This window comes from Intrasporangium sp., from assembly GCF_051961875.1.
Taxonomy (GTDB): Bacteria; Actinomycetota; Actinomycetes; order Actinomycetales; family Dermatophilaceae; genus Intrasporangium_A.
Genome location: NZ_JBQCCV010000140.1, coordinates 1 through 26,415 on the forward strand (window position 1 = coordinate 1; position 26,415 = coordinate 26,415).

General features: G+C 71.2%; 22 protein-coding genes. 16 read left to right on the forward strand and 6 right to left on the reverse strand.

The features are described 5' to 3' along the window. Positions 1–116: 116 nt before the first annotated feature. Positions 117–1,073, forward strand: a complete 957-nt coding sequence (locus ACTHJJ_RS08325) for an electron transfer flavoprotein subunit alpha/FixB family protein (protein ID WP_440302474.1) — start codon at positions 117–119, stop codon at positions 1,071–1,073. Positions 1,074–1,232: 159 nt separating this feature from the next. On the opposite strand, the gene ACTHJJ_RS08330 is transcribed toward ACTHJJ_RS08325, so the two are convergent. Then, positions 1,233–1,661 carry a hypothetical protein gene (locus tag ACTHJJ_RS08330; RefSeq protein ID WP_440302475.1) on the reverse strand — a complete coding sequence of 143 codons (429 nt, stop codon included), beginning with the start codon at positions 1,659–1,661 and terminating at the stop codon, positions 1,233–1,235. A 36-nt stretch (positions 1,662–1,697) separates the two neighbouring features. Continuing rightward, positions 1,698–4,658, reverse strand: a complete 2,961-nt coding sequence (locus tag ACTHJJ_RS08335; RefSeq protein WP_440302476.1) for an FAD-binding and (Fe-S)-binding domain-containing protein — start codon at positions 4,656–4,658, stop codon at positions 1,698–1,700. A 75-nt stretch (positions 4,659–4,733) separates the two neighbouring features. Here ACTHJJ_RS08335 and ACTHJJ_RS08340 point away from each other — a divergent pair, with 75 nt between their 5' ends. Genes ACTHJJ_RS08340 through ACTHJJ_RS08355 form a run of 4 tightly spaced genes read left to right on the forward strand, consistent with a single transcriptional unit; the run spans position 4,734 to position 8,325 of the window. Then, the gene (locus ACTHJJ_RS08340; protein WP_440302477.1) at positions 4,734–4,910 is read left to right on the forward strand and encodes a hypothetical protein; all 177 of its coding nucleotides are present in this window, start codon (positions 4,734–4,736) and stop codon (positions 4,908–4,910) included. Between the two features lie 42 nt (positions 4,911–4,952). Then, entirely contained in the window at positions 4,953–6,143 is a 1,191-nt protein-coding gene (locus tag ACTHJJ_RS08345; protein ID WP_440302478.1) for a cysteine desulfurase family protein, read from the forward strand. Continuing rightward, on the forward strand, positions 6,140–7,255 hold the full coding sequence (gene mnmA, locus ACTHJJ_RS08350; RefSeq protein ID WP_440302479.1) for a tRNA 2-thiouridine(34) synthase MnmA: 1,116 nt from the start codon (positions 6,140–6,142) through the stop codon (positions 7,253–7,255). Before ACTHJJ_RS08345 ends, mnmA begins: the two co-directional genes overlap by 4 nt. Positions 7,256–7,308: 53 nt before the next feature. Beyond that, entirely contained in the window at positions 7,309–8,325 is a 1,017-nt protein-coding gene (locus tag ACTHJJ_RS08355; RefSeq protein WP_440302480.1) for a hypothetical protein, read from the forward strand. 102 nt (positions 8,326–8,427) lie between these two features. Here ACTHJJ_RS08355 and ACTHJJ_RS08360 read toward each other — a convergent pair whose 3' ends face one another. Then, positions 8,428–9,321: a GNAT family N-acetyltransferase gene (locus ACTHJJ_RS08360; RefSeq protein WP_440302481.1), complete on the reverse strand. Its 894-nt coding sequence runs from the start codon at positions 9,319–9,321 to the stop codon at positions 8,428–8,430. Positions 9,322–9,482: 161 nt separating this feature from the next. Here ACTHJJ_RS08360 and ACTHJJ_RS08365 point away from each other — a divergent pair, with 161 nt between their 5' ends. Further along, a complete protein-coding gene (locus ACTHJJ_RS08365; RefSeq protein ID WP_440302482.1) occupies positions 9,483–10,463 on the forward strand; it encodes a methionine synthase in 981 nt (326 codons plus the stop codon). Between the two features lie 4 nt (positions 10,464–10,467). Here the strand turns inward: ACTHJJ_RS08365 and ACTHJJ_RS08370 are convergent, their stop codons facing one another. Together ACTHJJ_RS08370 and ACTHJJ_RS08375 are read right to left on the reverse strand one after the other, a co-directional pair. After that, positions 10,468–11,697 (reverse strand): L,D-transpeptidase, encoded by a 1,230-nt coding sequence (locus ACTHJJ_RS08370; protein WP_440302483.1) that lies wholly within the window; start codon positions 11,695–11,697, stop codon positions 10,468–10,470. A gap of 164 nt (positions 11,698–11,861) precedes the next feature. Continuing rightward, positions 11,862–13,361, reverse strand: coding sequence for a long-chain-fatty-acid--CoA ligase (locus ACTHJJ_RS08375; RefSeq protein WP_440302484.1), 1,500 nt, complete (start codon positions 13,359–13,361; stop codon positions 11,862–11,864). A 64-nt stretch (positions 13,362–13,425) separates the two neighbouring features. Between ACTHJJ_RS08375 and ligA the strand changes: the two genes are divergently transcribed. The 10 genes from ligA to ACTHJJ_RS08425 all read left to right on the forward strand — a co-directional run bounded on the left by ligA (position 13,426) and on the right by ACTHJJ_RS08425 (position 25,562). Next, positions 13,426–15,576 carry an NAD-dependent DNA ligase LigA gene (gene ligA, locus ACTHJJ_RS08380; RefSeq protein WP_440302485.1) on the forward strand — a complete coding sequence of 717 codons (2,151 nt, stop codon included), beginning with the start codon at positions 13,426–13,428 and terminating at the stop codon, positions 15,574–15,576. Between the two features lie 151 nt (positions 15,577–15,727). Further along, positions 15,728–16,486, forward strand: a complete 759-nt coding sequence (locus tag ACTHJJ_RS08385) for an ABC transporter ATP-binding protein (protein ID WP_440302486.1) — start codon at positions 15,728–15,730, stop codon at positions 16,484–16,486. Beyond that, positions 16,479–17,231, forward strand: coding sequence for an ABC transporter ATP-binding protein (locus tag ACTHJJ_RS08390; protein WP_440302487.1), 753 nt, complete (start codon positions 16,479–16,481; stop codon positions 17,229–17,231). The genes ACTHJJ_RS08385 and ACTHJJ_RS08390 overlap by 8 nt, the downstream gene beginning before the upstream one ends. A 43-nt stretch (positions 17,232–17,274) precedes the next feature. Then, positions 17,275–18,519, forward strand: a complete 1,245-nt coding sequence (locus ACTHJJ_RS08395; RefSeq protein ID WP_440302488.1) for an ABC transporter substrate-binding protein — start codon at positions 17,275–17,277, stop codon at positions 18,517–18,519. Positions 18,520–18,605: 86 nt separating this feature from the next. Then, the gene (locus ACTHJJ_RS08400; protein ID WP_440302489.1) at positions 18,606–19,475 is read left to right on the forward strand and encodes a branched-chain amino acid ABC transporter permease; all 870 of its coding nucleotides are present in this window, start codon (positions 18,606–18,608) and stop codon (positions 19,473–19,475) included. After that, positions 19,472–20,488 (forward strand): branched-chain amino acid ABC transporter permease, encoded by a 1,017-nt coding sequence (locus ACTHJJ_RS08405; RefSeq protein ID WP_440302490.1) that lies wholly within the window; start codon positions 19,472–19,474, stop codon positions 20,486–20,488. The genes ACTHJJ_RS08400 and ACTHJJ_RS08405 overlap by 4 nt, the downstream gene beginning before the upstream one ends. 48 nt (positions 20,489–20,536) lie before the next feature. Further along, positions 20,537–20,833 carry an Asp-tRNA(Asn)/Glu-tRNA(Gln) amidotransferase subunit GatC gene (gene gatC, locus ACTHJJ_RS08410; RefSeq protein ID WP_440302491.1) on the forward strand — a complete coding sequence of 99 codons (297 nt, stop codon included), beginning with the start codon at positions 20,537–20,539 and terminating at the stop codon, positions 20,831–20,833. 81 nt (positions 20,834–20,914) lie between these two features. Continuing rightward, positions 20,915–22,441: an Asp-tRNA(Asn)/Glu-tRNA(Gln) amidotransferase subunit GatA gene (gene gatA / locus ACTHJJ_RS08415; protein ID WP_440302492.1), complete on the forward strand. Its 1,527-nt coding sequence runs from the start codon at positions 20,915–20,917 to the stop codon at positions 22,439–22,441. A 2-nt stretch (positions 22,442–22,443) separates the two neighbouring features. After that, on the forward strand, positions 22,444–24,000 hold the full coding sequence (gatB, locus tag ACTHJJ_RS08420; protein ID WP_440302493.1) for an Asp-tRNA(Asn)/Glu-tRNA(Gln) amidotransferase subunit GatB: 1,557 nt from the start codon (positions 22,444–22,446) through the stop codon (positions 23,998–24,000). 110 nt (positions 24,001–24,110) lie between these two features. Continuing rightward, positions 24,111–25,562, forward strand: a complete 1,452-nt coding sequence (locus ACTHJJ_RS08425; protein WP_440302494.1) for a glyceraldehyde-3-phosphate dehydrogenase — start codon at positions 24,111–24,113, stop codon at positions 25,560–25,562. Between the two features lie 260 nt (positions 25,563–25,822). Here ACTHJJ_RS08425 and ACTHJJ_RS08430 read toward each other — a convergent pair whose 3' ends face one another. Further along, positions 25,823–26,383, reverse strand: coding sequence for a DUF937 domain-containing protein (locus tag ACTHJJ_RS08430; RefSeq protein WP_440302495.1), 561 nt, complete (start codon positions 26,381–26,383; stop codon positions 25,823–25,825). Positions 26,384–26,415 lie beyond the last annotated feature (32 nt).

Sequence of the window (26,415 nt, forward strand, 5' to 3'; positions counted from 1 at the left end):
CCGCGCACCCAGGGCGAGATCGTCGCCGACGAGGGCGATGGCGGCAAGAAGCTCGCCGAGTTCCTCGCGTCGCGCAAGTTCATCTGATCGACCGGCCAGCAAAGGAGATTCACGTCATGGCTGAAGTTCTCGTCCTCGTCGACCACGTCGACGGCACGGTCCGCAAGACGACGTCCGAGCTGCTGACGATCGCGCGCCGCCTCGGTGAGCCGTCGGCCGTCTTCGTCGGCTCCGGCTTCGACACCGCGAAGGACACCCTCGCGAAGTTCGGCGCCGAGAAGGTCTACCGCGTGGAGGGCCCCGAGGCCACCCAGTACCTCGTCGTGCCGCAGGCCGAGCTGCTCGCGAAGCTCGTCGAGGAGAAGTCGCCCGCGGCGGTGCTCATCTCGTCCTCCACCGAGGGCAAGGAGATCGGTGCTCGCCTCGCGATCAAGACCGGCTCCGGACTCATCACGGATGCGGTCGACGTCCAGGGCGCCGACGGTGGCGTCAGGACGACCCAGTCCGTCTTCGCCGGCTCCTACACGGTCGAGGCGACCGTCACCCAGGGCACGCCGATCATCACCGTGAAGCCGAACTCGGCCACCCCGGAGGAGGCGCCGGCGGCCGCCGCCGACGAGGCCGTCGACTTCACGCCCTCCGATGCGGCCAAGGGTGCGACGATCACCGACACCAAGCCGAAGGCCGCCTCCGGCCGTCCCGAGCTCACCGAGGCGGCGATCGTCGTCTCCGGTGGCCGCGGTACGGGTGGTGACTTCAGCCCCGTCGAGGCCTTTGCCGACGCGCTCGGCGCCGCCGTCGGTGCCTCCCGCGCCGCGGTCGACGCCGGCTGGTACCCGCACTCCTCGCAGGTCGGCCAGACCGGCAAGCAGGTGAGCCCGCAGCTCTACGTCGCGTGCGGCATCTCCGGCGCGATCCAGCACCGGGCGGGCATGCAGACCTCGAAGACGATCATCGCCGTCAACAAGGACAACGAGGCGCCGATCTTCGAGCTCGTCGACTTCGGAGTCGTCGGTGACCTCTTCAACGTCCTGCCCCAGGCCACCGAGGCCGTGGAGGCCACCAAGGGCTGATCCGCCCACCGTTGCAGGCAAGAGGCCGGTCCCGTCGGGACCGGCCTCTTGCCATGCCGGACGGGGTGTCCGTGACCGCACCGGTCGGTCCACCAGCCCGCTCGACCTCGAACGGGCCGTTCGCGGGGATACAGGGAGAAGGACGAGGGGGTATGCCGCTCAGCGGGCGACGCGGTGCCAGCTGCGGATCCGCTCCCGGTTGTGCCGGTAGTCGCGTGAGCCGTGGCCGAACGCCCACCACGGGCAGCGGAGCGCCTCCGACGGCAGCCGGGTGGCCCGGGCCGCTCCCTGGTGCCACTCGATGCTGCCGTCCTCGCGGACCCGTCGGATGTCGTGCCGGTGCACCCGCGTCGTCGCGAGCGTGTTGTGGACCCGGGCGGTCTCGGGCGTCAGGTCGATCCGCGCCTGCCACCCGCGGTAGGCCAGATAGAGCGCGACGGCCAGGCATACGCCATACGTGACCTCCGGGGGCAGCGAGGTGAGGTGGAGCAGGAGGCGTGCGACGAAGTAGCCGACCACGATGCTCCCGACGGCACCGACGCCACGGTGGACCACCGGGGCACGCACGACGGAAGGGTCGGGGTTCATGGCCCGATCATAGGGACCCATGCCGAGCGTGCGGCGTCAGTGGGGCAGTGCCTCCGCGAGCACCTCCGCGAGGTGGTGCGCGCGGTGCCCGCCGCGGTCCAGCTCGTGGATCTGCGTGCGGCAGCTGAAGCCGTCGGCGAGGACGAGGGTCTCCGGACCGGAGCGGGCGAGCGTCGGGAGGAGTGCCTGCTCGGCGATGGCCCGGCTGACGTCGGCGTGCCCCGGCTCGAAGCCGAAGTTGCCGGCGAGCCCGCAGCAACCGCTGTCCATCGTCTCGAGGTCGACCCCCATGCCGTCGAGGACGGCCGCCTCGGCATCCCAGCCGAGGACGGCGTGCTGGTGGCAGTGCACCTGGGCGAGCGCCGGGACGCGGCGGTCGGGCTCCAGCCGGGGCGGCTGCCAGCCGGGCGTGTGCTCGTGGAGCAGCTCGGCGAGTGTGACCGTCTGGTCCCGGAGTCGCGCGACGTCGGCGTCCTGGGGGAGCAGGTCGGGGGCGTCGCTGCGGAAGACCGCGGTGCAGCTCGGCTCGAGCCCGACGACGAGGCCTCCGGCGCGAAGGTGCGGGGCGAGCGTCCGGGCCGTGCGGCGCAGCATCCGCTTGGCCATGCCGAGCTGCCCGGTGGAGATCCAGGTCAGCCCGCAGCAGACGGGCTGGCTCGGGAGCGTCACGTCCCAGCCGGCGGCGTCGAGCACCTCGACCGCGGCCCGGCCGATGTGGGGGGCGAAGTGGTTGGTGAAGGTGTCGGGCCAGACCAGCACGGTGCCGCGCCGGCCCCGGGGCCGGTCATCGCCGTGAGCCCGGTCGTGGCGGGCCCAAGCCTCCTGCAGCGTCATCGGCGCGAAGGCCGGCAGCTCACGGTCGGCGACGCCGGCGAGCCTCGTCGCGAGCCGCGAGAGCGGGCGGGGCCGTGTCAGGACGCGGAGGGGGCGGGCCAGGTGGAGGCCGGAGACGACATACGCCATGACGGGGAGCCAGCCCAGGGTGTAGTCGGAACGCGGGCGCAGGCGGTGGCGGTAGTGGTGCCACAGGAACTCCGCCTTGTAGGTCGCCATGTCGACGCCGGCCGGGCAGTCGCTCCGGCACCCCTTGCAGGCCAGGCACAGGTCGAGGGCGTCCCGGACGGCGGTGGAGCGCCACCCGTCCCGGATCGAGCCGTCCGCGTGCCCGTCGAGCATCTCGAAGATGAGCCTTGCGCGGCCCCGGGTCGAGTGCTCCTCCTCGCTCGTCACCTGGTACGACGGGCACATGACCCCGCCGCGCGGCTCGTGCTGGCGACACTTGCCGAAGCCGACGCAGCGGGTCGCGACGCGGGTGAATGAGTCGTCATCCTTCGGATAGGCGAAGCCGAGCCGGCCGGGGTCGCGCGGTCCCCAGTCCGCTCCGAGCCGCAGGTCGGCATCGAGGGGGAGGGGCCGCACCAGCTTGCCGGGACTCATCCGGTCCTGGGGGTCGAAGGCGGCCTTGACCCGGGCGAAGGCCTCCATGACGCGGGGGCCGTACATGCGGGGCAGCAGCTCGCCGCGGCTCTGCCCGTCCCCGTGCTCGCCCGACAGCGAGCCGCCGTAGGACACGACGAGGTCCGCCGCCGCCTCCATGAACTGCCGATAGGTGCGCACGCCGTCGCTACTGGTGAGGTCGAAGGGCGTCCGAGCGTGGATGCAGCCCTGGCCGAAGTGGCCGTAGGCGCTCGGGCCGGTCCGGTCGGCGTAGCCGAACCGGTCCCACAGCCGCTCGAGGTCGCGCAGGTAGTCGCCGAGGCGGTCGGGGGCGACCGCGGAGTCCTCCCAGCCGGGGAGGTTGTCACGGTGGCCGGGGACCCGCGCAGTCGCGGCGAGGGCCGACTCCCGGACCCGCCAGAGCATCTCCGCGTCGTGGCCGGTGACGACCCGGACTCGGTTGTCGTCGGGGGAGAGGCCCACGGCACGGAGGGCCTTCGCCGCCATGTCGTGTGCCTCGGCCGCGCTGTCCCCGCCGAACTCGACCATGAGCCAAGCGCGGCCGTGCGGCAGCTTGCCGAGGACGTCGACGTTGAGGCCCGCCAGCTCGTTGTCGAGGACGAGCTTGTGGTCGAAGCCCTCGAGCCGGGTCGGCTCGTGCTCGACGAGCGGCGGCACGTGGTCGGCGGCATCGGCAATGTCGTCCCAGGCGAGGACGACGAGCTCATGGGCGGGGATGACCGGCACGAGCTCGAGCTCGGCACGCAGCACGGTCGCGAGCGTCGACTCGCTGCCCACGATCAGTCCGGCCACGTCGAACCCGTACTCGGGCAGGAGGGAGTCGACGTTGTAGCCCGAGACCCGCCGCGGGATCTTGGGGAACTCCCGCCGGATGTCGTCGCCGAACTCGTCCATGATCCGGCGCAGGTTCCGGTACAGCGTGGCGCGCCGGTCGCCGTGGCGTTCGATCTCCCGGTATGCCGTGTCGCTCGTCTCGCCGCACCAGAACCGGGTGCCGTCGTAGAGGAGCACCTCGAGCCGGGCGATGTTGTCGACGGTCTTGCCGGTGCGCTGGGCCGTCGCGCCGCAGGAGTTGTTGCCGATCATCCCGCCCAGGGTGCAGTTGCGGTGTGTTGCGGGCTCCGGCCCGAAGCGCAGCCCGGTGGGCCGCAGGGCGTCGTTGAGGTCGTCGAGGACGATGCCCGGCTCGACGACACACGTGCGCCGCTCGGGCTCGACGGACAGGAGGCTGCCACAGTACTTCGACCAGTCGACGACGACGGCCGTGTTCGTGCACTGCCCCGCCAGGCTCGTCCCGCCCCCGCGCGAGAGCACCGGTGCCTCGTGGCTGCGACAGACTGCGAGGGCGGCGACGCCGGCCTCGATGCTGCGGGGCACCACCACCCCGATCGGCACCTGCCGGAAGTTCGAGCTGTCCGTCGCGTAGGCCGATCGACTCCCCGCGTCGAAGCGGACCTCGCCCTCGACCGCGGCCCGAAGGTCGGCCTCGAGCTCGCTGGTGGCACCACCCACCTGCTCCACGGAGCCACGCAAAGCCATGTGAGCGGCATACCCGTGAAGTCGGTGGCGCAAGCGAGGCTGGTTGGCACCCCGGACGCCGGGTAGGCGAGGGGGATGCAGTTTCAGGCAACACGGAGAACGGCCACACGACCCACGTCGTGGTCCTCGCCTCGGGGGACCGGCCATGTCTTCCCGACCCTCGAGGTCGTCCTCGAGGAGCCGCCGGCGACGCTGCGCAAGCGCGCGCACCCGGATCCCGGGCTCGCCCTCATCGACCTGGCTGAGGGCTGAGCGGGCGGAGGAGCGGGCCGGCGCGCGGCCTAGAATCGGGGGGTGACTGCCTACCTCGACCACGCGGCGACCACGCCGATGCTGCCTGCCGCGCTCGCCGCGATGACCGAGCAGCTCGCCGTCGTCGGCAACGCGTCGTCGCTCCACCGCACGGGGCGGGCCGCGCGACGGGTCGTCGAGGAGTCGCGCGAGCGCATCGCGAAGGCGATCGGCGCACGCCCCTCGGAGGTCGTGTTCACCTCCGGCGGCACCGAGGCCGACAACCTCGCCGTCATGGGCACCTACCGGGCGCGGCGCGAGGCCGACCCGAGGCGGGTGCGGCTGCTCGTCGGCGCAACCGAGCACCACGCTGTGCTCGACAGCGTCGAGTACCTCCTGGTGCACGAGGGGGCCGAGGTCACCTGGCTCGAGCCGACGGGCGCGGGAGCCGTCGACCCCGAGACGGTGCGGGCAGCGATCGAGTCCGACCCCGACGCGGTCGCGCTCGTCTCGGTCATGTGGGCCAACAACGCGGTCGGCGTGGTCCAGGACGTTCCGGCGATCGCGGCGATCGCCCACGCGCACGGCATCCCCGTGCACACCGACGCGGTCCAGGCGGTCGGGCACGTCCCGGTCGACTTCGCGGCCAGCGGTGTCGACCTGATGTCGCTCACCGGGCACAAGCTCGGCGGCCCCATCGGCGTCGGCGCGCTCGTCGCGCGGCGTGACGCGACCCTGCTGCCGCTGACCCATGGTGGTGGCCAGGAGCGCCAGCTGCGCTCCGGCACCCTCGACGCGCCCGCCATCGTCGGCTTCGCCGCGGCGGTCGAGGAGAGCGTCGCGACGATGCCGGACGAGGCGCGGCGTCTCGCCGCCCTGCGCGACGCGATCATCGTGGGGGCCCGCGAGCTGGACCCGGAGATCCGCGTCGGCGGTGGGTGGGAGCCGGGCGACACGGCGCACCGCCTCCCGGGCAACGCCCACCTCATCGTGCCCGGGTGCGACGGTGACTCGCTGCTCTACCTGCTTGATGCGGCCGGGGTCTCGTGCTCGACCGGCTCGGCCTGCCAGGCCGGGGTGCCGCAGCCGAGCCACGTGCTGCTCGCCATGGGCATCCCGGAACCGGATGCCCGTGGGGCGCTGCGACTGACGCTGGGACACACCTCGACGGGGGCCGACGTCGACGCGTTCCTCGGCGCCCTGCCTCCCGCGATCGAGAGGGCCCGCCGGGCGCGGGTCGCCACGGCGTCATGAGGGTCGTTGCCGCGATGAGCGGCGGCGTCGACTCCGCCGTCGCCGCCGCCCGGATGCTCGATGCCGGCCACGAGGTCGTCGGTGTCCACCTCGCCCTGTCCCAGAGCGCCGCGACGCTGCGCGAGTCGGCCCGCGGGTGCTGCACGATCGAGGACGCCGGCGACGCCCGCCGCGTCGCCGACCGGCTCGGCATCCCGTTCTACGTCTGGGACATGGCCGAGCGGTTCCGGCGCGACGTCGTCGACGACTTCGTCGCGGAGTATGCCGCGGGGCGCACCCCGAACCCCTGCCTGCGCTGCAACGAGAAGATCAAGTTCGCCGCGCTCCTCGACAAGGCGCTCGCGCTCGGGTTCGACGCGGTCGCGACCGGACACTACGCGCGGATCGTCGAGAGCCCGGGGGGAGGGCGCGAGCTGCACCGGGCGACCGACCATGCCAAGGACCAGTCCTACGTGCTCGGTGTCCTCGACACCGAGCAGCTCGCCCGCGCGTTCTTTCCCCTCGGTGACACCCCGAAGCCGCAGGTTCGAGAGGAGGCGGCGGCACGAGGCTTCTACGTCGCGCGCAAGCCGGACAGCCACGACATCTGCTTCATCCAGGACGGCGACACCCGGGGCTGGCTGGGCCGCGCGCTGGGGGAGGAGCCGGGCGAGATCGTCGAGCCGGACGGGACGGTTGTCGGCGAGCACCAAGGGGCCTTCGCCTATACCGTCGGCCAGCGGCGCGGGCTGGGGCTGAGCCGCCCGGCGGCCGACGGCCAGCCACGCTATGTCGTCGAGGTGCGGCCCGAGACGAACCAGGTCGTCGTCGGCACGGCCGACCTGCTCGGCGTCAACGCGATCACCGGCGAGCACGCCCGGTGGTGCGGCCCGGCTCCGGAGGGGCTCGTCTCGGTGGGGGCACAGGTGCGTGCCCACGGCGAGGAGTTCCCCGCCGAGGCGTGGGCGGACGGCGACCGGGTCGAGGTGCGGCTGCACGAGCGGATCCGTGGCGTGGCGCCGGGCCAGTCGGTCGTGCTCTACGACGGCACGCGGGTCGTCGGCTCCGCGACGATCTCCGCGTCTCGCCTCGACCGGGACCGTGAGACGGCGGTCGCGGGCCGGGACGGATGACCTCCGGTCACCGGACCGGCTGAGCCGCCCTAGGGCTCACTACCCTGTAGGCCATGGCCGAGATCGAGTTCGTCGAGCACACCGTCACCGCGCACGTTCCCGAGCTGGCGAACCCGAGCAACCGGATCGAGGTGCCGCTCAGCATCCGCATCGACCCGCTGACGGGGCGCACCTCCCGGATCGTGACGGGCACCAAGCTGTCCCCGACGGAGCGCCCCGACCTCACCGGTCTGACCGCCAAGCCGTCGTTCTGCCCCTTCTGCGCCGACCGGATCGAGAGCGCGACCGGCACGTTCCCGCCCGAGATCACCGACGAGGGCCGGATCCGGCGGGGCAGCGCGGTGATCGTGCCGAACGTCATGGCCTACTCCGAGTACTCCTCGGTGGGGCTGTACGACACCGAGCGCCACTTCGTCGACCTTCCCGACCTCACGCCCGAGCTCGTCAGCGACCTGCTCGGCGCCTTCGTCGAGTACACCCGCGGCGTCCACCGGATCCGGCCGATGTGGTCGTCGATCAACGCGAACTACCTGCCGCCGAGCGGGAGCTCGCTCGTGCACCCGCACGCGCAGTCGGCCCACGACGACGTCGGCACGACCTTCCAGCGGGTCCTCGCGGAGCGCTCCGAGGCGTGGGGCGGGGGACGCTCCTACTGGGAGGAGCTCGTCGAGATGGAGGAGGGCGGACCGCGCTGGCTGGGCAGCCGGGGCCGGGTCGCGTTCCTCACGCCGTTCGCACCCGTCGGCTTCCACGAGGTGTGGGCGGTCGTGCGCGGCTGCCGGGCGATCGACGAGCTGAGCGCCGCGGACTGCGAGAACCTCGGCACCGGCATGGCACAGGTCTTCGGCGCCTATCACGACCTCAACCTGACCTCCTTCAACTGGGCGCTCTACGGAGCCGGCCCGAGCCCGAGCGAGCGGTACTCGCTGCTGCTGCGGATCGTGAGCCGCAGCAATGCCGAGCCGATGTACCGCAGCGACGTGACCTACTTCGAAAAGCTGCACGACGAGGCGATGACCGACCTCGCACCGGAGGACCTGGCCGCGACCCTGCGCCCCCGCTTCGCCTGATCGAGAGCACCGGCCGCACGATCCAGGGCACGATCCCCGCGATCGAGGTGCACTTCTTCCTGTCGAGAGTGCAGCTGCGCCCCGCACCCGCGGGACGGACGCTCAGCCCAGGGAGCGGGTCCAGGTCACGGTCCGGGCGCCGGGCCGGAACCCGAGCGACCGGTAGAGCCGCATCGGCCCCGGGTACGCCTCGTCACCCCGTGGCGTGACCATGGCGGTCCGGCCGCCGGCCCCGGCCAGTGCGTGCAGGGCTGCCAGCGTGACGGCCCCCGCCAGGCCTCGGCCGCGGTGCTCGGGAACGCACCCGACGGGCTCGACGAGCCCGACGCCGGTGGCAGGGTCCAGCCAGACGAGCGCGCTCGCCACCATCCGGCCGTCTCCGTCGACGGCCACGCAGTCGAGCCCGGGTCGGTAGGGCCAGGCGGACATGAGCGCCCGGTACGAGTCTCCGGTGACTGCGGAGGTTCCGACGTCGGACCAGGCAGCGGCGTGACACGCCGCGCGGGCACCTGCCTCGTCCGGTTCGACGTGGCGGAACTGGTACCCCTCGACTGTGGGCACCAGGCGCGGGCCCTCGAGATCGAGGAGGTGGTGGCGGAAGAACGGTGCCCCCGGCTCCTCGGGTGCGTACCCCGCCGCGTGGCAAGCCTGCTCCGCAGGGTCGCCCTCCATCAGCATCACCGACTGCGTCGGCGCGTCGCTCCACTCCTCGAACCAGTCGAGGACCTGCTCGGCCACCTCGGGGCACGCGGGGTCGACCTGCAGCTCGAGCCAGTCCTCGGCCTCGGCCCAACCGAACCCGACCACCCGCTCGTCCGCGTCCCGCCAGAGCGAGATCGCCTCGCCGTCACGCGGCCGCAGGGCATCGACCGGCGCGTAGTACCGGTTCCAGGCCAGCTGTCCCGGGTGGAACCGGCTCGTCGGTGACCAGAGCCGGGAACACATCTCCTGGATCGACCGGAGGTCTCGCGGACCGGCGAAGTCGTGGCGTCGCACAACCGGACAGGCTAGCTGCACTGTCGATCCCGACTACTGCACTCTCGATGGCGCATGCCCTCGATGAGACGGGTCGTGCCCTCGATGAGACGGGTTGTGCTCTGGATCATGGGGATTGTGCTCGCGACGAGGAGTGGACAGAGGGTCGCTAGAGTGCGCGGGTGACCATCGCGACCGGCATCGGATCCTGGCCCGGCACGTCCATCCGCGACACCCTCGCGATCGTCCGGGAGCTGCTCGAAGGCCAGCTGCCCTATCTGCCGGAGCTGCCCGACCGTGGCCCTGGCGCCGACATGATCGGTCGCACCGCCGGCCTCCTCGTCGAGCTGCCCGTCGACCTCCAGCCGATCGGCTGGCGCCTCGTCGACCGCCCCGGCCGGGACGCGAGCCGGACCGGAGCCCTGTGGCGCGAGGACCTCGACGAGCTCGCCGAGGCCTTCGACGGCTACGTGGGGCCGCTCAAGGTGCAGGTCACGGGCCCGTGGACCCTCGCCGCGAGCGTCTGGCTGCCCCGTGGGGAGCGTGCCGTCGTCGACGAGGGTGCGACGCGAGACCTCACCGGCTCCCTCGCCGAAGGGGTTCGACAGCACGTCGCGGCCGTCCGGCGCCTCGTGCCCGGTGCCGATCTCGTCCTGCAGGTCGACGAGCCGTCCCTCCCGGCGGTGCTCGAGGGACGCCTGCCCACCGCCTCCGGCTTCGGCCGGCTACCGTCCGTCGACCCGCAGCACGCCCTCGGCGCGCTCCGCAGCGTGCTCGACGCGCACGACGGGCAGACCATCATCCACTGCTGCGCGGCGCGCCCGCCGCTGCCGCTGCTGCGCTCGGCGGAGCCGAGCGGCCTCAGCCTCGACGTGACGCTCCTTGGCCCGCGCGGGTGGGAGGGGCTGGCGGTCGCCGCGGAGAGCGGCATACGCCTCGTGGCGGGTGCCGTGCCCACGGACGGGTCGCGCAGCCGCGCTCAGGACGTGGCCGACGCGATCGCCGACCCGTGGCGCGCAGTGGGTATGCCGCTCAGCGCGCTCGCGGACGTCGTCGTGACGCCGGCGTGCGGCCTGGCCGGGCGGAGCCCGCAGACGGCGAGGACCGTCCAGCGTGCGGCCGTGGAGACTGCCGCTGAGCTGGCCGAGCGGGCCGCGGGCTAGCGGGTCAGAGCGCCGAGCCCTTCTGGTAGCTGGCCCAGGGCAGGTTCCAGTCGGAGTAGCCGTTGCCCATGGTCATCGGCTTGTTCGTGCCCGTCGTCTCGACGACGTCACCGATCTTGAAGTTCTGGTAGACCCAGGCGGCGTTGGCGTCGCTCATGCCCGTGCAGCCGTGGCTGACGTTCGCATGTCCCTGCGAGGCGACCGACCACGGCGCCGAGTGGAGGAACTCGCCGGAGTGGGTCAGCTGCAGGGCGTACTTGACGGGGGTGTCCGCGTACCAGTTCGGGTCGTTCTTCTTCAGGCCGATCGTCTCGGCCTTCATGACGATGTTGGTGACCTTGGACATGATGACCTTGAAGCCCGAGCGCGTCTCGAAGCCGGGTCGGCCGCCGGTGATCGGGATCGTCTTGGTCTGCGCGCCGTTGATGAAGACGTTCATCTGGTCGGTCTTGAGGTTGACCTTGGCGACGACGGCGCGGCCGACCGTGAAGTCGGACGTGCGGGTCCACTGGCCGTAGCGGCCGTTTCCGGCGGGGACCCCGTTGAGGTTGGCCTCGACGTGGACCTTGGTGCCCGGCTGCCAGTACGCCTTGGGCCGCCAGTGGACCTCGCGGTCCGACAGCCAGTACCACGAGCCGGCCTGCGCGGGCGTCGAGGTCACCTTCATGTTCTTCTCGAAGGCGGCCCGGTCCTTGACCGGCAGGTCGAAGGTGACGATGACCGGCATACCGATGCCGACGACCTGACCGTCGCCCGGGGTCACGGTGACCGCGATCTGGTCATCGAGGGTGAGGTCCTGCGTGGTGAACGTCTGCTCGCGGGTCGTCTCGTCGCCGGCCTCGTCCTTGGCCTTCATGGTGAGGGTGTAGGTCACGCCGGGCTCGAGCAGCTCCTTGGCGGTCCAGACGCCCGACTCGAGCCAGCCGTCGGCGGGAATGACGTTGCCCTTCTTGCTCTTGTAGGTCATCGAGACCGACGTGAGCTCACCGTGCTCGGTCTTTGCGGTGACCCGGGTGTCGACCGGGACGGCCGTCGCGGCGTCCTTCGGGGTCGTCTCCCAGTCGACCGTCGGCGTGGTCGGTGTCGGGGTGCTGCTGGTCGTCGGCCCTGAGGCGGAGGACCCGGTCGACGGCTTGTTGTCGGCGTTGGCGGTCGCGTTGCACGCGGAAAGGCCCAACATGGCGACGACCGCCAGGCCTGCCGCCACCGACTTCGACCGACTTCTCAGCTGCACGCGCACCCCTCGAGATCTGGCCACCTGCACCCTGCGCACAGCAACGGCCCACTACCACAAGCTCAACAACCAGTGTCGCCGATGCTCCCCGGGATCGCCAAAACGCACGGCGCGCCGTGCTCGGGGCGCGCCCGGCAGGATCAGGGGACCGTGGGAGGCGGCAGTCAGGCCTCCTCGGGGGCGTGCACCTCCCGGCGGAGGATCTTGCCGGTGGGGCCCTTGGGCAGCTCGTCGAGGAACCACACCTGGCGGGGGTACTTGTAGGCCGCGATCCGGTCCTTGACGTACTGTCGCAGCTCGTCGTCGGTGACCTGAGAGCCGGGACGGACTGCGACCGCGGCGCCGATCTCCTCGCCGAAGGTCGCGTCCGGGATCCCGACCACCGCGGCCTCGGTCACGTCGGGATGCGTGTAGAGGACCTCCTCGACCTCGCGGGGGTACACGTTGAGCCCGCCGCGGATGATCAGGTCCTTCTTCCGGTCGACGATGGTGTAGTAGCCGTCCTCGTCGACGGTGGCGAGGTCGCCGGTGCGGAACCAGCCGTCCGGGATCGCCTCGGCGGTCGCCTGGGGCCGGTTCCAGTAGCCCTTCATGAGGTTCTCGCCCCGGATCGCGATCTCGCCGATCTCGCCCGGCGCCGACTCGTTGCCGTCGAGGTCGACGAGGCGCATGTCGCAGCCCGGGATGGCGCGGCCGATCGTGCCGGGCTTCGACGGGCGGTCGAGCATGTTGAAGGATGCGACCGGGGAGGTCTCCGACAGGCCGTAGCCCTCGAGGACCCGGCAGCCGAACTGCTCCTCGAACCTGCGGAGGACCTCGACCGGCATGGCGGAGCCGCCCGAGACGCAGGTGCGCAGGCTCGAGGTGTCGGACGAGGCGGCGCTCGGGTGGCCCAGCATCGCGGCATACATCGTCGGGACGCCTTCGAAGATCGTCACCCGGTCGCGCCCGATGACGTCCAACACGGTGCCGGCGTCGAAGCGCGGGATGAGGGTGAGGGTGGCACCGGCCAACATCGCGGCATCGAGGGCGCACGTCAGCCCGAAGACGTGGAAGAGCGGCAGGCAGCCCATGATGACGTCGTCCTCGACCATCTCGATGATGTCGAAGGCCGATCGCTCGGCGTTGCGGCGCAGGTTGAAGTGCGTGAGCTCGGCACCCTTCGGCTTGCCGGTCGTACCGGACGTGTAGAGGATCACCGCGGTGTCGTCATCGGCGCGGTCGGTGACGAGCTCGAGTGGCCCGGCCGGCTCCAGCTGGCCCTCCGCGGGGCCGACGGGACCGCAGACGACGATCCGGGTGCCGGTCTGGGCCGACGCCTTCTGGGCCTCCTCGGCGAAGTCCGGCCAGACGAACGCGAGCTTCGCGCCCGAGTCCTCGAAGAAGTACTCGATCTCGCCGGACTTCAGCAGCGGGTTGAGCGGCACCACCACGGCGCCGGCCACGAGCGAGCCGTAGAAGGCGACGGGGTAGGCCGGGACGTTGGGCAGGATGAGCGCGACGCGGTCACCCGGCTCGATGCCGGCCGCCCGAACCTGGCCGGCCAGGCGGGCCGCGGCGGCGCGGAGCTGGCCCCAGGTGAGCGAGGCCCGGTCGAGGGTGATGGCCGCCTTGTCGGGCAGGCGATCGGCCGTGTCGGCGAGGCAGGCGGCGAGGTTGCTCATGGGCCCTCCTTGACGTCGGTGTCTGCAGCGATGTTACCGACGGGTCGGCTGGCAGGATGGGCGGGTGAGCCAGACCGAGCCGAGCGCCGACCCGACCGCCGACGTCGTCCCGTCCGAGGTCCACCGGGAGTGGACCGACCTCGCCGAGCAGGCCCGGGCGGCCCAGTTCGCCTACTACGTCAGGGACGCGCCGACGATCAGCGACGCCGCCTACGACCAGGTCATGCGTCGGCTGAGCGCCCTCGAGGAGGAGTGGCCGTCGCTGCGCACCCCGGACAGCCCGACGCAACAGGTCGGCGGCACCGCATTCGCCACCGGCTTCCAGCCGGTCGACCACCTCGAACGGATGCTGAGCCTCGACAACGTGTTCTCGTTCGAGGAGCTGCGCGGGTGGGCGCAGCGCGTCGAGCGCGAGGTGGGCGCCGAGTCGCACTTCCTCAGCGAGCTGAAGATCGACGGCCTGGCCGTCAACCTGCTCTACGAGGGGGGACGGCTGACCCGGGCGCTCACCCGCGGCGACGGGCGCACCGGCGAGGACGTCACGAACAACGTGAGGGCGGTGAGCGGCATACCGTCCGTGTTGAAGGGGACCTCCGTGCCCGACCTCGTCGAGATCCGCGGGGAGGTGTTCTTCCCGACCGCGGCCTTCGCCGACCTCAACGCCGGCCTGGTCGCGGCGGGCAAGGCGCCGTTCGCCAACCCTCGCAACGCCGCGGCCGGCTCGCTGCGCCAGAAGGACCCGCGCGTCACCGCGAGCCGGCCGCTGCGGATGCTCGTCCACGGCATCGGGGCCCGGCGCGGCTTCGAGATCACCCGGCAGAGCCAGGCCTACGAGGCGCTGCACGCCTGGGGCCTGCCGACCTCCGACGAGTTCCGGGTCCTCGACGACATCGCCGCGGTGGAGGAGTACATCGCCTACCACGGCGAGCACCGCCACGACCGGCCGTTCGACATCGACGGCGTCGTCGTCAAGGTCGACGAGGTCCCGCTGCAGCGCCAGCTCGGGGCCACGTCGCGCGCGCCCCGCTGGGCGACCGCGTTCAAGTACCCGCCCGAAGAGGTCAACACGAAGCTGCTCGACATCCGCGTCAACGTCGGCCGGACGGGCCGGGTGACGCCATACGGCGTCATGGAGCCCGTCGTCGTGGCCGGCTCGACTGTCGAGCAGGCGACCCTGCACAACGCCTACGAGGTCGAGCGCAAGGGCGTCCTCATCGGCGACACGGTCGTGCTGCGCAAGGCCGGTGACGTCATCCCGGAGATCGTCGGGCCGGTGGTCGACCTCCGGGACGGGACCGAGCGGCCCTTCGTCATGCCGACGGAGTGTCCCTCGTGCGGCACCCCGCTCGCCCCCGAGAAGGAGGGCGACAAGGACATCCGGTGCCCCAACTCCCGCTCGTGCCCGAGCCAGCTGCGTGAGCGGCTCTTCGGGCTCGCCTCCCGCAGCGCGCTCGACATCGAGGCACTCGGGTGGGAGGGCTCCATCGCGATGCTCGAGTCGGGCGTCATCCAGGACGAGGGCGACCTGTTCCCCCCGGCGCCCGACAGCCCCAGGGCGGGGGAGTACGGCCTGACCCGCGAGCGGCTCACCAGAGTCGGGCTCTACACCCGCGCTGCCCGGCGGACGGACCCGGAGGAGCACGTCGTCGACGGGCGGGTCCTGTCCGCCAACGGCGAGCGGCTCCTGACCGAGCTCGAGAAGGCCAAGACCCAGCCGCTCTGGCGGGTGCTCGTCGCCCTCTCCATCCGGCACGTCGGCCCGACCGCCGCACGGGCGCTGGCGAGCCACTTCGGCTCGATGGATGCCATCCGAGGCGCGACGACCGATGCGCTGGCGCACGCCGAGGGCGTCGGTGGCGTCATCGCCGAGTCCGTCACCCAGTGGTTCGACGTCGACTGGCACCAGTCGATCGTCGAGCGCTGGGCGGACGCAGGGGTGCGGATGGCCGACGTGCGTGACGAGTCCATCCCGCGCACCCTCGAGGGCCTGACCGTCGTCGTGACGGGTTCCCTCGAGGGCTTCTCGCGCGACGAGACCAAGGAGGCCATCATCAGCCGCGGCGGCAAGGCGGCGGGCTCGGTGTCGAAGAAGACCGACTGGGTCGTCGTCGGGGCCAACGCCGGGTCCAAGGCAGCCAAGGCCGAGGAGCTCGGGCTGCCGATCCTCGACGAGGGACAGTTCGTCCGGCTCCTCGAGACCGGCTCGCCGGACTGACCTTTCGGGGCGGCGAGAGGGGCGATGTGGTGTCGCCCCATACCCGGGCCCGAGGTGTGTGCGGGCCACCCGTGCCCCACGTCTCACCCCCTCCTAGGCTGTGGCGAAGTCGGCCGAACCGTGGCCACGTCGATCGCACGAGGAGGTGCAGGTGAGCGCGCCAGCGGCCCTGCTCGAGACGCACGACCTGACCCGCGAGTTCCGTGGCTTCACGGCCGTCTCGAAGGTCAACCTCAGTGTCGCCGAGGGGACCGTCCACGCACTTGTCGGGCCCAACGGCGCCGGCAAGACGACGCTGTTCAACCTGCTGACCGGCTTCCTGCGCCCGACCTCGGGCGAGATCCTCTTCGACGGGCGCGACATCAGCGGCCTGCCTCCGGAGAAGATCGCCCATCTCGGGGTCGCCCGCTCCTTCCAGATCACCAGCCTGTTCGACCAGCTCTCGCTCCGGGAGCACCTCGAGCTCGCGCTCGCCAGCCCGACGGGCCTCACGAGGCGGTTCTGGCAGTCGGTGGCCCGCTTCGGTCGCTTCCGGGACCGCTCCATGGAGCTGCTCGAGCAGGTCGGCCTCGCTGACCGGGCGACGGTGCCCGCCGGGTCACTCGCCTACGGCCAGAAGCGTGCGCTTGAGCTCGCCATCGCGATGGCCCTCGACCCCAAGCTGCTCCTCCTCGACGAGCCGACCGCCGGGATGGGCATCGAGGACGTCGACCGGACGATCGCGCTCGTCAAGCGGATCGCCTCGGGCCGCACCGTCGTCTTCGTCGATCACAACATGCACGTCGTCGGGTCACTCGCCGACCGCGTGACCGTCCTGCAGGCCGGGCAGGTCCTCGCCGAGGGCCCCTACGAGGAGGTCCGCGCCGATCCCCGCGTCGTCACTGCCTACCTGGGGGAGTCCCATGCCTGAGTCCACCGAGGTCGCCCCCGAGCGAGCCCGGCCTGCGTCCGAGCGTCGCCCGCTCCTCGACATCGTCGGCGTCTCGGCCTGGTACGGCGAGGCGAGGGTGCTGACAGACGTCAGCCTCGATGTGTCGCCCGGGGAGGTCGTCACGCTCGTCGGCCGCAACGGGGCCGGCAAGACGACCCTGCTGCGCTCCGTCATGGGGCTGCACAAGCAGGCGCAGGGGTCGATCACCTTCGACGGGCTGGAGGTGACGACGCGGTCCGCGGACGCGCGCGCCCGGCTCGGCGTCGGCTGGGTGCCGGATGACCGCGGCATCTATGCGACCCTCTCCGTCGAGGAGAACCTCATCCTGCCGCCCGTCGTCCACGACGCGGCCTGGCCCCTCGAGCGGGTCTACGAGCACTTCCCGGTGCTCCACGAGCGCCGAGACTTCCCCGGCACGAAGCTCTCCGGTGGCGAGCAGCAGATGCTCGCCATGGCCCGCGTCCTCCGGATGGGGGCCCGACTGCTCCTGCTCGACGAGCCGAGCGAGGGCCTCGCCCCCGTCATCGTGCAGCGGATCGGCGAGATCGTCCGCGAGATCAAGAGCCAGGGGGTCGGCGTGCTGCTCGTGGAGCAGAACGTCAAGTTCGCCTCGACCGTGGCGGACCGGCATTACCTGCTGGCGCAGGGAAGGGTCGTGGAACACCTCGACAACGAGGAGTTCCAGGCCCGCGAGAGCGAGTTGCTCACCTATCTCGGCATGTGACCAGCCGGGACCAACCAACACCACCACACCCCAGGGAGGGGACATGCGCAGCAGGACACTCAGGGCGCCCCTGGCCATCGCCGCCACGGCGTCACTCGCGCTCGCGGCGTGCGGCAGCTCCGGCGGCCCGCAGAGCGGCGGCGACAGCAAGCTGAGCGACGGCAAGGTCGTCATCGGTCTGCTCAACGACCAGTCCGGCGTCTACAAGGACCTCTCCGGTCCCAACTCCGGTGTGGCGATCCAGATGGCGATCGACGACTACAAGGCCAAGTACGGCGAGAAGGCCGTCGCCAAGGACATCGAGCTCGTCCAGGCCGACCACCAGAACAAGGCCGACGTCGCCAACTCCAAGGCCCAGGAGATGTACGAGCGCCAGAAGGCCGACATCATCCTCGACGTCCCCAACTCCGCGGCCGCCCTCGCCGTCGCCAACCAGGCGAAGGCGAAGAAGAGGCTCTACATCAACATCGGCGCCGGCACGACCGCCCTGACCGGCGACCAGTGCAACAAGTACACCTTCCACTGGGCCTACAACACCGCCATGCTCGCCAAGGGCACCGCGGGCACGATCACCAAGGAGGGCGGCAAGAAGTGGAACATCGTCTACCCGGACTACGCGTTCGGGCAGGACATGAACAAGTCGTTCACGAAGGAGGTCGAGGCGGCGGGCGGCAGCGTCGGCGAGTCGATCCCGGCCCCGTTCCCGAACGACAACTTCGCCACCTTCATCACCAAGGCCGGCGGGGGTGACCCCGACGTCATCGGCACGATGAACGCCGGTGGCGACCTCATCAACTTCGTCAAGCAGTTCAACCAGAGCCCGCTCAAGGGCAAGGTCAAGCTCGCCGTCGGCCTGATGTTCATCACCGACATCCACTCGCTCGGGGTCGACCAGTTCGCCGGCACCCAGTTCACCGACGCGTGGTACTGGAACTTCGACGACACGAACCGCAAGTGGGCCGACCGGTTCAAGGAGAAGACGAACACCCGTCCGTCCTTCGCCCACGCGGCGAACTACTCCGCGGCGCTCAACTACCTCGAGGCCGTCCAGGAGGCGGGAACCGACGACGCGGACGCGATCGTCGGCAAGCTCGAGGGCAAGAAGATCGACGACGTCTTCCTGCGCAACGGCGAGATCCGCAAGGCCGACCACAACGTCACCCATGACGCCTACCTGGCCGAGGTCAAGGACAAGGCCGACGAGGACTGGGACTACGAGAAGATCGTCAAGACCGTCCCCGCTGCCGAGGCGTACGGCGACCCGAACCCGACCTGCAAGCTGAGCTGACCCACATCAATGGTCCCGGACGTCGTCCGGTCGGCCCGGCCTGTGCGCCGGCCGGACGACGCCCCCGCACCTGATCGAGCGGTGACATGAGCGATTTCATCCAGTACACCCTGCAGGGCCTCGCCGTCGGTGGCTTCTACGCCCTGTCCGCCCTCGGCCTCGCCGTCATCTTCGGCGTGCTCGGTGTCGTCAACTTCTCCCACGGGGCCTGCTACATGCTCGGCGCCGTCATCTCGGCGGTCCTCCTCGCCGAGGTGGGCGTCCACTTCTGGGTGGCGCTCGTCATCGTGCCCGTCATCATGTTCGGCGTCGGCGTGCTCATGGAGCGCGTGCTCATCCGATGGCTGCTCCAGCTCGACCCGCTCTACAACTTCCTGCTGACGTTCGGGCTCACGCTGGTGCTCGTCGAGGCGGTCAAGAAGCGCTACGGCGTCTCCGGCCTGCCCTACGAGGTCCCGGCCGGCCTCGGCGGCCAGCTGACGGTCGCCGGCATCGGCCTGCCGGTCTACCAGGTGTTCGCCTGCCTGTTCTCCGTCGCGATCTGCGTCCTCGCCTGGCTGCTGCTGACCAAGACCCGGATCGGCATGATCGTGCGGGCCGCGACCGAAGCGCCGGAGCGCACGCGCGCCCTCGGCATCAACGTCGGCCGGTGGGTCACCCCGGTGTTCGGCTTCGGCATCGCGCTCGCCGGCCTCGCGGGGGTCCTCGCCGCGCCCACTCGGGCGATCACCGCCGAGATGGGCAGCAACTTCGTCATCGTCCTGTTCGCCGTGGTCGTCATCGGCGGCCTCGGCTCGATCCTCGGCGCGGTCGTCGCCGGCTTCCTCGTGGGTCTCGTCGAGGCCTACAGCATCGCCTACCAGCCGCGTATCGCCGGCATCGCCATCTTCGTCCTGATGGCGATCATCATCCTCGTCCGGCCCTCCGGGCTCTTCGGACGGGAGGAGACCGCATGAGCACCGAACTGACCACCCCGACCAGCGAGCTCGACCTCGGCGAGTCCTCGATCATGCCCCGTCGTGGGCCGTGGCGCGCCCTCCTGCTGCTCGTCGGCCTCGTCATCGTGTGTGCGCTCCCGTGGTACATCTACCCTCCGGTCGCGATGGACATCATGTGCTGGGGCCTGTTCGCCATCAGCGTCGACCTGCTCCTCGGCTACACCGGCCTGCTGAGCTTCGGCCACGCCGCCTTCTGGGGCGGCTCCGCGTACTGCACGGGGCTCATTGCGATCAAGTCGGGCCTGCCGTTCCCCGTCGCGATCCTCGGCGGTGCGGTCTTCGCGATGCTGATCGCCGTACCGATCGGCTACCTCTCGGTCCGCCGCACGGGCATCTACTTCGCCATGGTGACGCTCGCGTTCGCGCAGATGCTGTACTTCGTCGCCAACCAGTGGAGCAGCGTGACGGGTGGCGAGAACGGGCTGCAGGGCATCCCCAAGAGCTTCTTCGGCGTCGACGCCGTCGAGACCGACTCCTTCTACTTCTACTACGTCGGGCTCGCCTTCATCCTCGTCGGCGTCCTCCTGGCCTGGCGGGTCGTCAACTCGCCCTTCGGACGCGTCCTCACCGCCATCCGGGACAACCCGGCCCGGGCGCGCGCCCTCGGCTACGACGTCGAGCGCTACAAGATCACCGTGTTCGTCCTCTCGGCCGGCCTCGCCGGTCTCGCCGGCGGCGTGTTCGCGATCAGTCACGGCTTCGCCTCGCTGCAGGAGCTCGTCTGGACGACGTCGGGCAAGGTCGTGCTCATCACGGTCCTCGGCGGCATCGGCACCCTGTGGGGCGGGCTCGTCGGCGCCGGCATCGCCGTCACGCTCGAGGACCAGCTCGCCTCGTCCGGGTTCGAAGGGATCGGCCTGATCACCGGCTCGATCTTCGTCATCATCGTGCTGCTCTTCCGCCACGGGGTGTGGGGCACCGGCCGGAACCTGCTGCGCAAGTGGGTCATCGACCGCCGCCGCCCGCGTTGACCACAGCCGTGGTCCGAGGGCCACACCGCGCCTCATAGACTGGCCCCCATGTCCTCCCTCACTCGTGACGACGTGGCGCACCTCGCCATGCTCGCCCGCATCGACCTCAGCGAGGCGGAGCTCGACCGGATGGTCGGTGAGCTCGACGTCATCCTCGGGGCCGTCGCCAAGGTGCAGCAGGCGCCGATCGACGGGGTCGCCCCGATGTCGCACCCGCTGCCGCTGACGAACGTGACCCGCCCCGACGTCGTGCGCCCGAGCCTCACCCCGGAGGAGGCGCTCTCCGGCGCCCCCGCGGTGGAGGAGCAGCGCTTCAGCGTGCCCCGGATCCTGACCGAGGACTAACTGCACGTATGCCGCGCAGCCTGCTGAGCGGCATACCTCTCCTCCCAGCGAACTTCCTTGCCGACAAAGGGAACTGACGAAGTGAACTCCGATCTGACCCGTGCCACCGCTGCCGAGCTCGCCGATGCGCTCGCGAACAGGACCGTGTCGTCCGTGGAGGTGACGCAGGCGCACCTCGACCGCATCGCGGCCGTCGACGGGCAGGTGCATGCCTACCTCCACGTCGACGCCGAGGGTGCCCTGCAGGCGGCCCGGTCCGTCGACGAGCGGCGTGCCGCCGGCGAGGCGCTGCCGAGGCTTGCCGGTGTGCCCATCGCGGTCAAGGACGTCCTGACGACCCGCGGGATCCCGACGACGTGCGGCAGCCGGACTCTCGAGGGCTGGGTGCCCCCGTATGACGCGACCGTCGTCACCCGGCTGCGCGCCGAGGGCATGCCGATCCTCGGCAAGACGAACATGGACGAGTTCGCCATGGGCAGCTCCACCGAGCACTCCGCCTACGGGCCGACCCGCAACCCGTGGGACCTCGAGCGGATCCCCGGCGGCTCGGGCGGTGGGTCCAGCGCCGTCGTCGCGTCGTTCCAGGCGCCGCTCGCGATCGGCACCGACACGGGTGGCTCGATCCGCCAGCCGGCCGCGGTGACGGGCACGGTCGGGACCAAGCCGACCTATGGGGGCGTCTCGCGCTACGGCCTCGTCGCGCTCGCGTCCTCGCTCGACCAGGCCGGACCGTGTGCCCGCAGCGTGCTCGACACGGCCCTGCTCCACGCCGTCATGGCCGGCCACGACCCGATGGACTCGACCTCGATCGAGGCGCCGGTGCCGCCGGTCGTCGAGGCGGCCCGCAACGGCGACGTCAGCGGCATGAAGATCGGCGTGGTGCGCGAGCTCGGGGGCGAGGGCTACCAGGCCGGCGTCCGGGCCCGCTTCGACGAGGCCGTGAAGCTCCTCGTCGACCGGGGTGCCGAGGTCGTCGAGGTGTCGTGCCCCAACTTCGACTACGCGCTCGCCGCCTACTACCTCATCCTCCCGAGCGAGGCGAGCTCCAACCTCGCCAAGTTCGACGCGATGCGCTACGGCCTGCGCGTCTCTCCGGACGGCATCGGCGACCCCAGCGCCGAGCAGGTCATGGCGGCGTCGCGCGACGCCGGCTTCGGCGACGAGGTGAAGCGCCGGATCATCCTCGGCACCTACGCGCTGAGCTCCGGCTACTACGACGCCTACTATGGCTCCGCCCAGAAGGTGCGCACCCTCATCGCGCAGGACTTCGAGCGGGCGTTCTCCCAGGTCGACGTCCTCGTCAGCCCGACGGCACCGACGACGGCGTTCCGGTTCGGCGACAAGCTCGACGACCCGATGGCGATGTACCTCAACGACATCGCGACGATCCCCGCCAACCTCGCCGGTGTCCCCGGCATGTCGCTGCCTGCCGGTCTCGCCGACGAGGACGGGCTGCCCGCGGGCATCCAGATCCTGGCCCCGGCGATGCGCGACGAGCGGCTCTACACGGTCGGCGCGGCGCTCGAGCAGGCCCTCGCCGAGCGCTGGGGCGGCCTGCTCATCGACCGAGCCCCGCAGCTCGACGCGACGACGGTGAAGGGAGCCTGACGATGACGACAGCATCGATGACGGCCGACGAGGTCATGGACTACGACGAGGCGATCGCCCGCTTCGACCCCGTCATGGGGCTCGAGGTCCACGTCGAGCTCAGCACCGCGACGAAGATGTTCTGCGGCTGCGCGACGGCCTTCGGCGCCCCGCCCAACAGCCAGGTCTGCCCGGTCTGCCTCGGGCTGCCCGGCGCACTGCCCGTGGTCAACGCCACCGCGGTCGAGTCCGCGATCCGGATCGGGCTGGCCCTGAACTGCGAGATCGCCGAGTGGTGCCGGTTCGCCCGGAAGAACTACTTCTACCCGGACATGCCGAAGAACTTCCAGACCTCGCAGTACGACGAGCCGATCGCCTACGGAGGTCACCTCGACGTGCAGCTCGAGGACGGCACGTCATACCGCATCGAGATCGAGCGGGCGCACATGGAGGAGGACACGGGCAAGTCGCTCCACATCGGCGGCGCGACCGGCCGGATCCACGGCGCGGACCACTCGCTCGTCGACTACAACCGCGCAGGGATCCCGCTCATCGAGATCGTGACCAAGCCGATCGTCGGCGCGGGGGAGCGGGCGCCCGAGGTGGCGCGCGCCTACGTCTCGGCACTGCGTGACCTCATGCGCGCCCTCGAGGTCAGCGACGTCAGGATGGAGCAGGGTTCGATGCGCTGCGACGCGAACGTGTCGCTGCGTCCCCGCGCCGCGGACGGCCCCACGGGCCCGGAGCAGCTGGCCGTGCCGCTCGGCACGCGCACGGAGACGAAGAACGTCAACTCGCTCCGCTCGGTGGAGCGGGCGGTGCGCTACGAGATCTCGCGGCACGCGGCGATCCTCGCCGGCGGGGGGTCGATCCTCCAGGAGACCCGGCACTGGCACGAGGACACCGGCGTCACCACCTCCGGACGCGAGAAGTCCGACGCCGAGGACTACCGCTACTTCCCGGAGCCGGACCTCGTCCCGGTCGCGCCGCCGCGGGAGCTCGTCGAGCGGCTGAAGGTGAACCTGCCCGAGCCGCCGGCCGAGCGACGCAGGCGCCTGCAGGCCGAGTGGGGCTACAGCGACCTCGAGATGCGCGACGTCCTCAACGCCGGCGCTGTGGAGCTCATCGAGGAGACCGTCGCGCTCGGCACGAGCGCGCAGGCCGCCCGCAAGTGGTGGCTCGGTGAGCCGTCGCGGCGCGCGAAGGCGGCGGAGGAGGACCTCGTCACGTTTGCCGGGGGGCTGGGCTTCACGCCCGGCGACGTCGCCGCGCTGGTGGCATTGGTCGTGGCCGGCCGGCTCAACGACTCGATGGCCCGGCAGGTGCTGGACGGGGTGCTCGATGGCGAGGGACACCCGGTGGAGGTCGCCGACGCCCGCGGGCTCGAGCTCGTCCAGGACGACGGGGCGCTCGAGACGGCCATCGACGAGGTGATCGCCGCGAACCCGGACGTGGCCGACAAGATCCGCGGCGGCAAGGTCCAGGCCGCCGGAGCGCTCATCGGTCAGGTCATGAAGGCGATGAAGGGGCAGGCGGACGCCGGCAAGGCCCGCCAGATGATCCTCGACAAGCTGCAGTAGGCAGGACCGCGAGCCCGGCTCCCGAGTGGAGCCGGGCTCGCGCATGTGACGCGGCTGGCGCCGCACGAGCCGGGCGCGACAGGGCCCGGGAAAGGTACAAAGGGGTATCTGTGAGTCAGACGGCTGACGAACACTATGAGGACTGGTCCGACCGGTTGGCTCTGGCGGAGGCGATGATCCCGATCGTCGGCCGCCTCTACCGGCACAACAACGTCGTGACCTCGATCTACGGGCGTGGCCTGGTCAACGAGTCGGCGATCCACATCATCAAGGCGCACCGCTTCGCCCGCCGCGTCGACGACGTCGTGCTCGACCTCGCCGACACGCTCCCGCTGCTGCAGGCGGTCGCCGCCGCCGACCCGGGTGCCGCGTCGGTCGACCTCGCGCGGCTGAACCGGAAGTACCGGCAGGAGGGCGCGGGCCGCGACCTGACGGAGTTCGTCCGCGACGAGCTCGGTGACCTCGTCGGGCAGAAGGGCACCCGCTCGACCGAGGAGCTCGGCGGCCAGGACGTCGTCCTCTACGGCTTCGGCCGGATCGGCCGCCTGCTCGCCCGGATCCTCATCGACCACGAGGGCGGGGGTGACGGGCTCAAGCTGCGGGCCGTCGTCGTGCGCAGGGGCTCCGAGAACGACCTGCACAAGCGCGCCAGCCTGCTGCGACGCGACTCGGTGCACGGGTCGTTCCAGGGCACGATCGCCGTCGACGACGAGGCGAACACGATCCTCGCCAACGGCACGCTGATCCAGGTCATCTACTCAGACGACCCCGGGAGCGTCGACTACACGGCATACGGCATCCGCGACGCGATCGTCGTCGACAACACCGGACGTTGGCGCGACCGCGATGGGCTCGCCCAGCACCTCGCCTGCCCCGGCGTGTCGCGCGTGCTGCTCACGGCACCCGGCAAGGGTGACCTGCCGAACGTGGTGGCCGGCATCAACGAGTCGGCGATCGGCGACGAGCGGATCCTCTCGGCCGCCTCGTGCACGACGAACGCGATCGTGCCGGTGCTCAAGGCCGTCTCGGACGAGTACGGCATCGTCGGCGGCCACGTCGAGACGGTTCACTCGTTCACCAACGACCAGAACCTCATCGACAACTTCCACAAGGGCGAGCGGCGTGGCCGGTCGGCGGCGCTCAACATGGTGCTCACCGAGACGGGTGCGGCCAAGGCCGTGGCGAAGGCCCTGCCCGGGCTTGCCGGCAAGCTGACCGGCAACTCGATCCGCGTGCCCACGCCGAACGTGTCGATGGCGATCCTCAACCTCACCCTCGAGCGGCCCGTTGGGCGGGACGAGGTCAACCGCTACCTGCGCACGACCTCACTGCACACTCCGCTGCACAAGCAGCTCGACTTCATCGACTCGCCGGAGGTCGTCTCGACGGACTTCGTCGGCTCGCAGTATGCGGGCATCGTCGACGGCCGGGCGACGATCGCCGCAGACAACCGGGTCGTGCTGTACGTCTGGTACGACAACGAGTTCGGCTACAGCTGCCAGGTGGTACGGGTGCTCGAGACGATGGCGGGCGTGCACCCGCCGGCGTTCCCGAAGGCCTGAGCTCTGGATGGCGCCCGGGGCGAGTGGCGCGGGCGCGCGTGGCGACCGCTCCGGGCATCGGCGGCGCCCTTTCGTACGGGACTGCTGTTCTCGTCAGGGGCGCCGCCGCTGAGTCACTCGCGCTCACCCACCCCCGCGCGCCAGATGCGTCGTCCTGACGGATCTGCGTTGCCTTCGGGCGACGCATCTGGGGGCAAGGCGACGCATCTGGCTCGGGTGCTGCGCCAAGGCGACGCGTCTGGCTCGAGGGGGTCCCCGGGTCAGCGGCGGCCTTGGCCGAGCAGCCCGCCGAGCACTCCGCCGAGCACGCCTCCGCCGGAGCTGGAGCCGGAATGCCCGCCGAGGACCGAGCTGAGGACGTCCTGCAGGCCGCCCGAGGTCTGGCCGGCAGCCGGGGCCGGCGTGCCGGCTCCCTGCTGGCCGCCGATGCGACGGGCGAGCCACGACATGACGATCGGCGCCAGCACCGGCAGGAGCTTCTGGACGAGGTCGCCGCTCGGGCCCCCGCTCGTGCCGCCGCCGGTGCTGCCCAGTCGGTTGACCACCTCGTCCGTGTTGCCGCCGAAGATGTGGCCCACGATCTTCTGCCCTTCCTGGGTGTCGACCTGCTCGAGGCTGCTCGGGGTTCCGCCGCCATGTTGGGTCAGGGCGCTCATGATCGAGCTCGCTCCCTGGGGGTCGTCGGCGTTGGCCTTAAGGCCGCCGAGGAGCGCCGGCAGTGCCTGCCCAGCCGCATCCCTGACCTGGCTCTCGTCGACTCCGAAATGCTGGGCGAGCTGGCCGACCGGGACCTGCTGCATGATCTCGTCGATCTCGGACATCCTGGGGCCTCCTTCGCGGCGGCGGTCGCCGC